A 13,047-nucleotide genomic window follows, 5' to 3' on the forward strand; every position below is an offset into this window, starting at 1 on the left:
AAGTCGTTGATGGTTATTCGGCCGCGACCGCGTGGGGAGCGGCGTTGGCGATCTCATCTTCTGCGAGCGGCTCGTCTTCGACCATGGCCGTTTCGCCGCCGATTGCCGTCGATTGTTCGACCGCCTCAACAGATTCGTTGCTCACGGTGGGCTCGACATTCGACGCGCCCCGATCGGCGGTGCGCAACGGTTCGGGCAACCAGCCGGTATCGGCGAGCAGCGTCTGCGCTTCCGCTGCCATGTCGCCCTTCTTGAGATGCTCGATCCGATCGGCGGCGCGCTGCCCCTTCGCCTGGGAAACCGCCTGAAGGATGCGAGACTTCGTCACCCTTCCGAGGAAGTTGTCCACGGTCGGCTTCCACCCGGCCGCCGCCATGTCGAGGTCGACCGCGTGCGCCAGCCGGTCGGCATGGGCGGCAGAACGGGGCCGCCGGTTCCAGGGCTCGTACACGGCGTTCACCGAAAGGCTGACGATGTGGGCGAACAGGCCCGCCTGGCTGTCGCCGTCCCATTCCCGCAGCGCGTCCCAGAGATCGGCCGATTCCTTGGGAAGCGCCTTCGACCAGCTTTCGTGCCGCACGCGGATCGCCTCCGCCGACACGCTGTCGTTGAGCCCCGGCGCCTGCGTCCCGAAGCTGACGCTCTTCAGGTCGAGTTCGAGGCAGCTATCCGAGCCGTAGTGGTAGAAGGCCTTTAGCGTCAGGACGTGCAAGGCTGCGACGAAGGCAACGTCCGGTCGCTCGCCGAGCGCATTGCGCAGGCCGAGCGTCCGGTGCGAGGTCAGCTCGGTCATCAGGCGGTCGGAGATGGGTGAGAGACCCTCGTCCTCCTCCGGCTCGGCGTCTGGCTCCGCCGTCATGACAGCCTCGTCGCCTTCATAGCCGGCGGCCACTGCGCGTTCATCGTCACCGTCCGTGTCCGGCTCGGACGCAGGTTCGACCGACAATTCATCTTCCGGGCGGACATAGCCGCGCTCGACGCGAAGCTGGCCATCAGCGCCAATGCTGACGAAAGCGCCGGCGCGCGCGATCTCGGCCGCGTCGAACACCGCGGGACGATTGTCGAAGCCCTCGATCAGCGTCTCCAGCTCCGACAGGCGCTCATCCACCTCGTCCGGCAGTTCGTCGGCGTCTTGGTATTCCTCGGACAGCCGATCGAACTCGGCCTGGAGCGCATCGCGGCTTGCGGCCTCTTCGGTAGTCAGCAGTACCGTCTCGCCGCGAAGCTGGCGGAGACCGAAGGCGTGGCCATAGGCGAAGTCGGGTGCGACCTCGATCCACTTCCAGCCTTCGGCAGCGATCGCCTCGGCGTCCGACTTCAGCTTGTCGGCGACCATCTGGTCGATCAGCGCCACGTCCTGTAGCCAGCCGCCATCGTCGCCCTGGAACAGGTCGCGCTGCACTGTGCCACCAGCCGCCACATAGGCGTCGAGGCCGACGAACTGCGCCCGCTTGTCGGAGGCGCGGACCGCGCCCTCGGTCAGCATGCGCCGGATGACGTAGGGCTGCTTGTCGTAGGAGGCCTTCAGCCGCTCGAATGCCTGCTCCTGACGTTCATGGTCGCCGGAGACGGTGAAGGCCATGAGCTGGTCGAGCGTCATGCCGTCCTCGGCATAAACGTCGAGCAAGGCCGGGGAGACCGCGGCCAGCTTCAGGCGCTGTTTCACCACGTTGACCGAGACAAAGAAAGCGGCCGCGATCTCTTCCTCGGATTGGCCCTTCTCGCGCAGCGCCAGGAAGGCCCGGAACTGGTCCAGGGGGTGCAACGGCGCACGCTGGACGTTCTCGGCGAGCGAGTCCTCCTCGGCGATGCCGCTGTCGCGGACGATGCACGGCACGGGCGCGGTCTTGGCGAGGCGCTTCCGCTTCACGAGCAGTTCCAGGGCCCGGTAGCGCCGGCCGCCAGCCGGGATCTCGAACATGCCGGTTTCGACACCGGCCTGGTCGACGACAGGGCGCACGCTGAGGCCCTGCAGGAGACCGCGGCGAGCGATGTCCTCGGCCAGCTCCTCGATCGAGACGCCGGCCTTCACGCGCCGGACGTTGGACTGGGAGAGCAAGAGCTTGTTGAAGGGGATGTCGCGCGAGGGCGAGAGGGTGATTTTTTGAACGGCAGTCGCCATGGGATGATACTCCGTGACGGGCGGCCGAAAGACTCTCTCTCGACCTCCAACCCGTCACGAAGCGCAGCGCCGCCCTCTCACTCTGGAGGGCAGCGCCGCAGAACCGACGATAAGAGAAGGCGGAAAGGCACGAAGCCGGAGATACGCAAAGCCGTGTCTCCGGCTTTCCGGGGGTCAGGCCGCCCGGTCGAGCAGCTTCTTGGCCCGTGCCTCCAGGTCGAGCCGCGCGTCCTGCTGGCTCTTATCGCGCGCGACCGCGGTGATGCCCTGCACGAAGTCGAACACGCTTTCCGGCTTGCGGCCCTCCTCGGCGAGCACCGTCTCGATGATCTTTGCCGTCTCGGTCTTCGAGAACCCGCGCTTGCGCAGGAACTCGCTGCGGTCATCGTCGGTGCGCGCCACGATCTTCTCGCGCGCGGCCTTGATGCCGTTGACGAAGGGCAGCGGTGAGGAATTGGCGAAGCGGGTCAACGCCGGCGCCGCCTCATGGGCGAAACGCGAAGCGGCGTATTTCGAGTGGCGGATGGTGATCTCCTCGAAATCCTCGACGCCCCAGAGATTTCGGTTCTGGCAAACAGCGCGGAGATAGAAGCTCGCCATGCCAAGCGTCTTCGCGCCCACCTCGGAATTCCAGCAATAGAAGCCGCGGAAATAGAGGTCGGGCGAGCCGTCGGGCAGTCGGCCGGCCTCGATAGGGTTGAGGTCGTCGACCAGGAAGAGGAAGACGTCCCGATCCGAGGCATAGAGGGTGGTCGTGTCCTGGGTGATGTCGACGCGCGGATTGTAGACCCCCGTCGACCAGTCGAGGACGCCTGGCACCTTCCAGCGGGTGTCGCCGGTGCCATTGCCGGCAATGCGCTGCACGGCTGCGACCAGCTCGTGGTCGAAGATGCGGCCATAGTCGGGCCCGGTGACGGCGCGCAGCTCGACGCGGCCATCTTCGATCTCGAGGGTCTTCACCTGCTCGGCGCGATGGGAGGTCAGCCCATATTGCAGGTTGATTCCGGCGAGCGGCGCCGGAAGCCGGCGCAGATAGGCCGTCGGCGCGCCAACCAAACCGGCGAGCTGGCCGAAACTCCAATGGGTGGGCGCGATCGGCGCATCCGACCCGGGCAGCATTAGCGCCAGGCGCTCGGCATCGTCGCGGCTGGCGTCTACCCGGATCGCCGCGCTCTCGACGGTTCTGGTGCGGCTCCGCTCGGTCCGGCCCCGGACGGCGGCATAGAGGTCCGACAGGGATAGGTAGCGCTCGTCGGCCGGCCGCGAGAACCATTCCGATGATACGCGGCCGATCCGCTCGCCGCGATTCACATCCACTTTGTAGCCGCCAGCGCGGTCGCGAGCGGCGTCCAGAATCTCCACATGCGTCATGGCTAGTCTCCACGACGGGCGCCGGAGGCCTCTCCTCCAACCCTCAACCCGTCACGGAAAACCCGTCCGCACTCTCACTCTCGGGGGCGTTGCGGGGTCTCCCCGCAGAAGTGGGCGGCCGAGACCTAGGACACGGCCGCAGGGGAAGGCTTTCCGCAAAGACGTGAAGCCGGAAATCAGGATGTCAGGATCGGCGACGTTCCGGCTTTCAGGCCCAATCTTCCGGAGGCTCGTCGTGCGGATCGAGTTCAGAAAAGTCGGTCAGCGTGTCGCATCGGATGCAATGGTACATCTGCGAAGCTTCCTGGAAGTGCATGCCGCACAGGCATCCGCAAAAGGGGCAGCACTCGTCGATTTCCAGATCGGCCCATTCCCATACGCCGAGATATTCGGGGATGGCGTCGCGGTCATATCCGACGATTTGGAAGGCGTCGGCGTTCTTGGCGACGAACCCGTCACGGCCCGCGCGCTGGAGAATGGGGAGAATGTCAGCCGGTTCGATGGCGAACCACTCACCGCGGACCTGAGTCGCTCCGAAGCGCTGGTGCAGGTGCCGCTCGAGCTGGAACGGATCGATCGTGTCGATCCACCCGAGCAGGCGCAGTTCCAGAGGATTGCCGGTCTGGAGGTTGCGCTTGCGCGCATCGATGTTCTTCGCCACGCCGATCTTGATCGGGGAGCATCCATTTTCGTCTTCACCGATGAAATAGACCGGCATGCCTTCAGTTTCCTAGCGACAACGATTAACGCAGATCGGCCAGAAGGGTCATAACGAAGTCGCGGAATGACGAGCCGGTGTAATCGAGCCGGCGGCCGTCCTGGCGCATGAGCGAAATGAGAAGGCAGGCGGTGAAGACCCAGAACGGTGACGCATCAGGCAAATTGTAGCCGCCGATCATCGCTTCGAGCCGGTCTCCGATCGGCGGATAATCGTCGTTTCCCCAGTGCGCGTGGCGCGGCGTCATTGCATGAACCGTGACGGCCGCAAGCGCGATCCCCATCGCGCGTTTCTGTTCGACCTGCGCATAGGAGTAGCCATTGGACGCGGCGTAGGCGGCCACCCCGGTCGTCATGAACTCTCGTGCCCATGTGTCGCAGGCTATCTCTTCTTCGGCCGCTGCCTGCCGATCTTCCTCAGGTGTATGCTCAGCGGCTTCTAAGGCGCGGGCCTGTACGTGCTTAAACTCGTGGAGGAGGGCGAAGGCCACTGCGAGGGCGACCAGATCGAAAACCGCCATATCCTGGCCATTACCGAAGCTCTCCCGCTCGGCAGTCGGCTGCGGTATGTCTTCGGGCCAATCAATCTCGGATGTCTTGGCGGCGTTGAGGAGAGATTGGGCGCTCGCAATGCGGTGTCTGTAATCCTGCTCGAATTGACCGCGCTCCTCGTCGATGTTGAGCGCCGCTTCCAGCGTGACGCCCGTCGCCGTGGCAAGTGTGAGGGCCGGCGCGTAGACTTCGATCGCGCGCCATGCGCTGAAGCCGAGCAGCCAAAAGAAGTGGATCGTCTTAGTATCGAATTTGATGCGCTTGCTGGTGGCGTTCATTGTCGAGCCGGGGGCGCTTGGTGCGACCTCGACACCGTGCCCGTGTTCAAGCCACAAGCGGGAGAGATCGTCGGCACGCTCGGGCACCGCTCCACGCAGGAGATGGAGGACGATAGTCCGGTCGGTTGGCTCAGCCGTCATGGTTTACGTTTCTCCTGTTTTTGGTGGGCTGCGGCGTAGATGACGTGTTGGTCATGACGCCCCGCCATCGTCAGGCGCGCCGCTCATCCGCCCAGCTTCGCCGGCCATATGCAGACGGGTGACCGAGGAGAGGACCGAGTTCGCCCAGATGGTGCTGCACTCGATGTCGCCGTCGCGTTCGAACCAATGGGTCGCGCCCGGGATGAGATCGAACGGGATGGGGTGGGTGGCCAGCGGATTGTGGAATACCTCCAACTCCTGGCACCAGGCTTCGCCCCAAGGCCAGAGCGCCTGATATTCGTCGCTGGTGACCGACAGCTTGAAGTCGATCGGCTCCAGCGCACCCGGGGTTCGGTCGAAGAGGATGCCGCTCCGGATCATCGTCAGCCCGGGAGGGCGCCAACCGGCAAGGAAGCCCATCCGGTTGAACTTGGCGAGCGTCGCCGCATTGCTGAAGATGACGGCGGACAGATGGGCGAAATCGGGATCGCGGAAGAGCCCCGCCGGGATGCCATGCTTGCCCGTCAGGTTGGCGATCGGTGTCCCGACCGCGCGCCGTTCCGCGCCTTCTCCTTCGATATCGGCGCGCAGTCCGTAGAGGTATGTGGGCAACGCCTCGCGGCTCCAGACCATCGAACCGGACTCGTGGAAGTCCGCCAATGCGAGAGCGAAGGATTGGCCCTTCACGTGGTCCATCTCATGATAGTTGCGCTGGAGCTTGCCGCGCAGCGTTTTGGCGAAGCGCTCGGCCGGGTCTCCGGTCAGGCGTTCGTTGCGATCCTCCGGCGCATGCACCCAGTCGCCGATCCCTCCTGCACGTGGGGTCTCGGAGTTGGCCGTCACAGCCTCGATCCAGCACGTGTCGCCGTCCTTCTCGATGAAGAAGTCGGGCGAGACATGATCTTGCCGAACGCTCAGGCCCTGCTCGCGAAAGCAGGCGAGAAGGTAGAGTTCGAACAGCCGGGAGGCGAAGTTGCTGGTCTGAAAATCCGGGACGAAGTTGGCGTCGGGATTGGGAAGCGCGAGATAGCATTCGCCGACCGCCATGAGCGCTGGCAGATGGCTGATCGTGGTCGTCAGCAGATCGAATTCCGGCGATGTCCCGCGCGCTCCGAGTTTCACCAAAAGCGGGCGGCGCCTGGCCCCCGGCGGCAAGGGCTCCGGCGGATCGCCGGCGCGCATGGCAATGCTGAGGCGGTCGAGCGCGGCCTCGGGGTTGGAATAGGGGCCGTTTTCATCGACCTTGACCCAGCGGTGATCGACACGCCGGCGTAAGGCAAGGCTGGAGAAGATTCCTTGCTCCGGATCAACGAGGATGCAGCCGCTCGTGCTGCCTCGCCCTGCCTGATAGGCGCTGAAGATACGGGCGGGGTCGAAATTGGGACCGCGTTCGAGCGACAGCGCATAGAGCTCGAACTGGCGCTGGCTGATCGGCGTGATCAGTCGCGGCTCATCGGTTGAGGCCATGACCGGCCTCATGATCCCGCAGCCGGCCGATGCGTGCATGCGACTCCATCATTATGACGCCTCCGCCGCGGCCGCCGGAGCCAGAATATCGTTGGACTCCCATCCGTCGCCCTGCCGGACCGTCACGAACTCGCGATCCCAGACGCCCCAGTTCGTGGGCAATGGAACCTGCGCCAAGGGATTGTGGACATAGGTGATCGGCCGGACCTGGCGCGAGAGATTGCCAAGGCCGACCCGCGACCAGATCACGCCCGAGATGTCGGCGAAGCGTTCGTCGAGGAAGGCCGTGCGCGGGATCGGATTGCGGTCGCGCTGGATCAACGGTGCGGCATGGAAGCCTTCTTCGAGAACATCGCCGGTGTCACGGTCGATGGTGATGTAAGCGTCGCCGATCGGGAACAGCGTCGTCATGATGAGCGGCAAGGGCTGTTCGGCGACATAGACGCCGAAGCGGCTGGCGCTGATCGCGATGATGCGGGTGTCTTCCGGCGCGATCACCCCCTGTTCGATGTAGCGGGTGATCTTCTGCGCCTTGGTCCAGAACGCGCTGGAGGTCCGAAGCTGTGCCTGGCGAATGGGTGCGGCGGCAAGGCCGCCGCCCTCGTTGATCGGCACGGGGCGCACGATCTGGTCAGGACCCGGCGCGCCTTCGTCGGGGGAGATGGCCTCGATCCAGATGCGGCGACCTCCTTCGAGGACGCACAGGTCCGGCTGGCCGCATTCGCGCTGACGGTCGACGACGGGCAACAACGTCCGCCCCGCCTCAAGCAGCGTGCAGCCCAGATACATTTCCCAGAAGCGCCCATCGACGTCGCGCGCGAAGCCCTGGCGGAAGTCGGGATCAGCATAGGGCTCGTAGCGCGCCCACATCTCCTGCAGCAGGGCGCGAAGCTGCTGCTCGATCGGAAACTCCGCGATTTTCAGGTTCTCGAAGCCAAGATCGAGATTGGCGCCGTCAACGTCGAAAAGGTCGCTCATCGTCGGCTCACCTCATGCCCGGCGCAGCATCCGCGGGATCTGCACCCGGTGATAGCCGTGAGCGTGGACCTGCTGGCGGAGCTGTTTGGTGTCGTGGACGCCGAAAGCCACGGCGGCCTTCAGCGGGCTGGCGAAGGTCGCGTAGAAGGTCCAGCGTGCGCCGGCAGGAAGCGTCGGGTTCTGCCGCCGGTCGGTGATGACGACATCGCGCGGGTCGCTGCTGTTGCGGAAGGCGTGAAAGGTGAACCAGTCGGGCCGGCGATAGCGCGCGGCCTTGCTGAAGGGCACGGACTGGACCTTTACGTCGGTCTGGTCGAGCACCCAATCGCGTTGCTCCAGAATCTGCCGCACCATGTGGCCGACCATCTGCTTGACCCGCTCGGCCAGAACCTCTTCGCGAAACTCGGCGAGAAGTTCTTCCTCGATGCCTTCGACCGCGGGCTTGCTCAATTGAGACGCGGTTTCGAGGCGGGCGACGTTGTCGTCGCGCGTGAGGAACACCCAGATGCGCTGCCCAAGCTCGGACGCATAGAGCGACGCAAATTTCTCGGGACTGTAGGCAAACATGACAGGGCCTCCTTTACCGGGCAAATATGGACGGTTATAAGCCTATGTCAATGGCGGGCGACCAGCGCCTGCTGATTCCGCCGGGGAGGCTGGATTGGATTTCGAAGATCTCGTGACGGCCCTGGCGCCACCGCCAAACCGGGTGGGCAAATCGGACGGGCCTGACGAACATCATCTCTATGAGGGTGCGGTCATGCTTGCTTACGCGATGCATCTGCTCCGCACCCAACGCGCGCGGGACGTCCGTATCCATCCCGATGGCGAACACGGAAAGCAGTTCGACTTCGCGGCCTGGCTCGGGCGGCGCGACTTCGGGAAGGTCGCCAGCCTCGGCAGCACGACCTACGGCGGCGTTTATCGGAATCCCGCTGGTCAGACGATCACCGTCCATCCCAAGTCGGGCCTCAGCGACGTCGTCGCTGAGGTCGGCAGTCACGTCATTTCGGCTGAGTGCAAGGGCGGAATCATCAACACGCGGCATCCCGGTCAGGTCTCGCGGCTCTATCGCGGTCTGTGCGAGACGGTCGGGCTGCTGATGGCGACGCCGGCGCAGGGCCGCCAGGTCGCCGTGGTCCCGCTGACCGAAAGCACGCGGCGCCTGGCCGAGCGGCTTGCGCCGCGCTGTGCGTTGGCCGGCATTGAGATCGCTCTCGTCGGCAGCCGCGGCGAGGTCATGGACGTGCAACCGGCGGAGACCGCCGAACTGACGGCGGAAAGGATCGACGGATGAGAAGGGTATTGACGATCGGACTGAACTACACGGGCGACGCGATCGAAGGAGTCGAGATCGATAATCTCGGCCTTTGCCGGCCCGAGGTGGATCGCGACCGGGCCGCCTATCCGCTCTACGAGTATGACACGATCATCATCAACCCGCAGAGCTACACGCATTTCCTGTTTGGCAAGGCCGGCGAGTTTTCGAACGAACCCTATGAGCTGGGCAAGCTAAAGGGCGTGAACGACCGCTATGACCTCGACTCCGCCTTCGATAGCGAAGATCGGCGCAAGGAAATGGAGGCGGCGATTGCAGACGGGGCAACCGTCGTCTGGTGTCTGTCAGAACCGAAGCGGGTGAACTTCTTCGGTTATCGCGAGACCCATCTCGGCTATGTCGCGCCGAAGGTCGCGGGCTTCGTGAAGCGATCGGAGCTGCTCGTTAAGAAGGGACGCCGGATGGGTGCGATCGACCCCGACAGCCCCTTCACGCGCTATTTTGAGGTTTTGTCGCGAACCGGCGGGTGGACGCTGTGCCTCTCCGATCCCGGCGAAAGTTACGCGTCGATCGCCGCGACGCCCGAGGGCTACAGCCTCGGCGGCCACGTGACGCTTGGAACCACGACGGGCTGGCTGCTGACCCCGCCGACATCTGATGAAGCTCAGAACCAGCTCGTGCGCGACAGCCTCGCGCTGGAGAAGGCCGATCCGGTGCACGAAAAATATCACGGCATCTTCCTCAGCCACACCGGCGTCGACAAACCGTTCGTGCGCCAGTTGCGCAAGGATCTGCTCGCCCATGGGGTGGAGCATGTGTGGCTGGACGAGGCCGAAATCGACATCGGCGACTCGCTAATCGCCAAGATCGAAGAGGGCATGAAGCTCAGCCGCTACATCGCCGTCGTCCTATCGAAGAAGTCGATTGGCGCGCCTTGGGTAAAGAAGGAACTTGATGTGGCCATGAACCGCGAGATCGCCAGCGGCGAGGTGGTCGTGCTGCCGCTGCTCTATGAAGATTGCGAGCTGCCGGAGTTCCTGAAGGGCAAGCTCTACGCCGATTTTTCGAAGCCCGAGGAGTATGAGGCGGTTCTCGGCAAGCTTCTGCGCCGGCTCCGGATTTCCTGATGAGCGAAGCTGCGACGGGGCCGAGCAGTGCGATGATCTCCGCGATGTCGGACCTGTGGCGGCTGCATCCGCCGGGACCCGACAACATCCTCGCGCATCCGGCCTTCGAGCGACTGCGCGACGCCTGTCGTGATGGCTATCCGAACGCCGGCAAGAAGGGACCAGCTTTCGCGCTCTCGACCGCTTTGCGGGCTCTTGGCCTTCCCTGTGGCCTGCAAAAGGAGACGCTTCATCTTTCCTTGCCGGTAGAGGAGGCGGCAAAGGCGCTCGATGCTGCGATGCGGGCGACCCACGCCAAACGCGCCCACCTGGTGCCGCTCGATCTGGCCGCTGACCTGCCGTCGATCGCGTTCGGCCCGGCGAAGCTAGGCCGGCTGACCGCGGACGAACTGCTAGCCCTCGTCGATCATGCCAGGCTGAAGCGGCTCTATCTGCGGCAGGAATTCGATGCCGCGCGTTTTTCTGAGTTCCACTGGCTGGTTGTCGAGGAGACGGTAGCGCTCGAGCACGAACCCGAGGCACGCGCTGTCCCGGTACTGTTCATGGACCTCAGCCGGGACCTGGGGCAGATCGAACCCCATAAGGGACGATTTCCTGGCGCGGTCGAAGAGGCGCTGTTCTTCCTGCTGCTGGCGCCGTGGGAAAGCTGGTCGGCCATGGCGGAGGTTGACTGGCGCGGCTTCCGGGTCCCGTGGGTCTACACCGTCGACAGCGACATCTTCGTTCGCCCTAACACGCCCCCGTCGCCCGATACGCTGAGCTGGGAGGATCGGATCTACGACGACGGCTACGGCGGGACCTATGAGGAGGAACGACCGGTCGAGCTGCGCTTCGAAGACGACGTCGCAACCGAATTGCCGGTCTGGGACCAGAGCCGCTGGGCGATCGTCGAGCAGGCGAAGCAATCGGTTCTGTTCGAAACGCCGATCACGCACTTCCTGGTCCGCGCGTTCCTGGCGGAAGGCGTCGACGAATTCCTGGCGCATATCACGACGATTGAAGCGGCGCTGGGCCTGCGCGCCGACTATCAGAAGAGCTTCCGGGTGGCGCCCGACCGGCACAAGAGATTGCGCGCCACCGATAAGATGCGAGGCCGTGTCGCCGGTCTGCTGGGCGGTCGAAGCTATGCCGATCAATACGAGCGGCTGTTCGACCTGCGCAGCGCGTTCCTGCACGGCCGGGCGATGACGGCCATTTCGACCAAGGAACGGGTCATGGCCCGCTCGCTGGCTCGGCAGGTTGTGGAAGCGCTGATCCTCACCACCCAGGCCGGGCCTATCTCCTCGCGCGAGGACTTTCTCGACGGCCTGCTCGATAAGGGTGCACCTCTCCTCTAGCCCGCATCACCAGCTCCCGGTTGAAAACTGTCAGAAAATTGCGTATGTTTCTGACAGGAGAATCGCGATGGTGCGCTTGACCGAACAGATCCTTGAGCACGCGCAGCGGCTGCCGGAAGGCACACCCGTCGCGGCTAAGAGCTTGCTCCACCTTGGCAATCGTGCCGCGGTGGATCAGGCCTTGTCGCGCCTTGCTGAGCGGGGGCAACTGATTCGAGCCGGACGCGGCGTGTATCTGCTGCCGGTCACGAGCCGGTTTGGCACCCGGGCGCCGTCTGTAGAACAGGCGGTCGAGGCGCTGGCCGCCCAGCGCGGCGAGGTCATCGTCTCAAGCGGTGCGGCCGCCGCCAACAGCCTCGGCCTTACGACGCAGGTGCCGGTCCGATCTGTCTATCTGACGTCGGGACGGACCCGTAAGATGAGCCTCGGCAAGCAGATCGTAGAGCTTCGCCACGCTCCCCGCTGGCAGCTCGCCATGGCGCATCGGCCAGCGGGACAGGCGGTGCGAGCATTGGCCTGGCTCGGCCCGGAAAGGGCCGAGTCGGCCCTCCAGACCCTGAAGCGCAAGCTTCCACCCGCCGCCTTCAGTGAGTTGGTGGCGGCCGCGCCTCAGCTTCCGACCTGGCTCGCGCGCAGCGTGGGGAAGGTCGCGCATGGCTGACGCCTTCCTCCTCCTTCCGGCCGAGGATCGCCGGGAAGCCTTGAGCGTCGCTGCCGACCGCTCGGGCCGACCGGCGCATCTGCTGGAGAAGGATGCGTGGGTGGTGTGGGCGCTCTCGACGCTTTACGCCTCGCCGTTGGGCGAACACCTGGTCTTCAAGGGCGGCACTTCGCTGTCAAAGGCCTACGGTGTCATCCGGCGGTTTTCCGAAGACGTCGACCTGACATACGACATTCGTGCACTCGCCCCCGACCTCGTCGGAGACAACGGCGAGGCGCTGCCGAAGACGCGAAGCGAAGAAAAGCGCTGGACGAGCGAGGTACGCAAGCGCCTGCCGCAATGGGTGGCAGAGGCCGTTCAGCCGGTCGTCGCCGAGGCCTTGGCGGGCACCCCCCTCTCAGCGGCGATCCGAGTCGATGGCGAGAAGCTCTTTATCGACTACGAGGCGACGGCGATGGGCTCGGGCTATGTGTCGCCAAGCGTCATGCTCGAATTCGGCGCGCGTTCGACGGGCGAGCCAGCCAGCCTGCGGGATGTCGCCTGTGATGCTGCCGGGCTCGTGGATGGCGTGGTTTTTCCAACCGCTCGGCCAAAGGTCATGCATGCCGAGCGGACCTTCTGGGAGAAGGCGACGGCGATCCACGTCTTCTGCCTCCAGGAACGACTCCGTGGTGATCGGTTCGCGCGGCACTGGCATGACGTTGTGCGTCTCGACGAAGCCGGCTTTGCCACCGCTGCCTTCGCTGATCGTGACCTGGCCCACTCCGTGGCCCGTCACAAGACGATGTTCTTCGCCGAGAAGGCCGCGGACGGCTCTCAGATTGACTACGCGGCAGCCGTGAACGGCGGCCTGCAGCTCGTCCCAGCCGGTGACGGCGCCAAAGCCCTCGCAGAAGATTACGTCCAGATGGTCGACGATGGGCTCCTCCTTGAGGAAGCCGAGCCTTTCGAGACGCTCATGGAGCGCTGTGCAGACATAGCCGCGCGGGCCAACAGCGCGGCAGAATAAGAAACGGG

General features: G+C 64.7%; 12 protein-coding genes. 5 read left to right on the forward strand and 7 right to left on the reverse strand.

Translation table 11 applies throughout. The features are described from left to right. Positions 1-13 precede the first annotated feature (13 nt). The 7 genes from L0C21_RS04000 to L0C21_RS04030 form a co-directional block, all read right to left on the reverse strand. Positions 14-2,122 (reverse strand): ParB/RepB/Spo0J family partition protein, encoded by a 2,109-nt coding sequence (locus tag L0C21_RS04000; RefSeq protein ID WP_259277130.1) that lies wholly within the window; start codon positions 2,120-2,122, stop codon positions 14-16. A gap of 174 nt (positions 2,123-2,296) precedes the next feature. Next, positions 2,297-3,493 (reverse strand): DUF932 domain-containing protein, encoded by a 1,197-nt coding sequence (locus tag L0C21_RS04005; RefSeq protein ID WP_259277131.1) that lies wholly within the window; start codon positions 3,491-3,493, stop codon positions 2,297-2,299. A gap of 208 nt (positions 3,494-3,701) precedes the next feature. Further along, positions 3,702-4,211 carry a GIY-YIG nuclease family protein gene (locus L0C21_RS04010; RefSeq protein ID WP_259277132.1) on the reverse strand — a complete coding sequence of 170 codons (510 nt, stop codon included), beginning with the start codon at positions 4,209-4,211 and terminating at the stop codon, positions 3,702-3,704. Between the two features lie 25 nt (positions 4,212-4,236). After that, positions 4,237-5,181: a phage exclusion protein Lit family protein gene (locus L0C21_RS04015; protein WP_259277133.1), complete on the reverse strand. Its 945-nt coding sequence runs from the start codon at positions 5,179-5,181 to the stop codon at positions 4,237-4,239. A gap of 51 nt (positions 5,182-5,232) precedes the next feature. Beyond that, entirely contained in the window at positions 5,233-6,648 is a 1,416-nt protein-coding gene (locus L0C21_RS04020; protein ID WP_259277134.1) for a hypothetical protein, read from the reverse strand. Between the two features lie 51 nt (positions 6,649-6,699). Continuing rightward, a complete protein-coding gene (locus L0C21_RS04025; protein WP_259277135.1) occupies positions 6,700-7,626 on the reverse strand; it encodes a hypothetical protein in 927 nt (308 codons plus the stop codon). A gap of 12 nt (positions 7,627-7,638) precedes the next feature. Beyond that, the gene (locus tag L0C21_RS04030) at positions 7,639-8,193 is read right to left on the reverse strand and encodes a hypothetical protein (RefSeq protein WP_259277136.1); all 555 of its coding nucleotides are present in this window, start codon (positions 8,191-8,193) and stop codon (positions 7,639-7,641) included. A gap of 94 nt (positions 8,194-8,287) precedes the next feature. Here L0C21_RS04030 and L0C21_RS04035 point away from each other — a divergent pair, with 94 nt between their 5' ends. The 5 genes from L0C21_RS04035 to L0C21_RS04055 all read left to right on the forward strand — a co-directional run bounded on the left by L0C21_RS04035 (position 8,288) and on the right by L0C21_RS04055 (position 13,039). Beyond that, positions 8,288-8,923, forward strand: coding sequence for a hypothetical protein (locus L0C21_RS04035; RefSeq protein WP_259277137.1), 636 nt, complete (start codon positions 8,288-8,290; stop codon positions 8,921-8,923). An 8-nt stretch (positions 8,924-8,931) separates the two neighbouring features. Continuing rightward, entirely contained in the window at positions 8,932-10,032 is a 1,101-nt protein-coding gene (locus L0C21_RS04040) for a toll/interleukin-1 receptor domain-containing protein (RefSeq protein ID WP_259277138.1), read from the forward strand. Then, entirely contained in the window at positions 10,032-11,369 is a 1,338-nt protein-coding gene (locus L0C21_RS04045; protein WP_259277139.1) for a hypothetical protein, read from the forward strand. The genes L0C21_RS04040 and L0C21_RS04045 overlap by 1 nt, the downstream gene beginning before the upstream one ends. A gap of 67 nt (positions 11,370-11,436) precedes the next feature. Then, positions 11,437-12,030, forward strand: coding sequence for a DUF6088 family protein (locus tag L0C21_RS04050; protein ID WP_259277140.1), 594 nt, complete (start codon positions 11,437-11,439; stop codon positions 12,028-12,030). Then, entirely contained in the window at positions 12,023-13,039 is a 1,017-nt protein-coding gene (locus tag L0C21_RS04055; protein ID WP_259277141.1) for a nucleotidyl transferase AbiEii/AbiGii toxin family protein, read from the forward strand. Before L0C21_RS04050 ends, L0C21_RS04055 begins: the two co-directional genes overlap by 8 nt. The last annotated feature ends 8 nt before the right edge of the window (positions 13,040-13,047 follow it).

The sequence above is a fragment of the Pedomonas mirosovicensis genome (genome assembly GCF_022569295.1).
Lineage (GTDB): Bacteria > Pseudomonadota > Alphaproteobacteria > Sphingomonadales > Sphingomonadaceae > Pedomonas > Pedomonas mirosovicensis.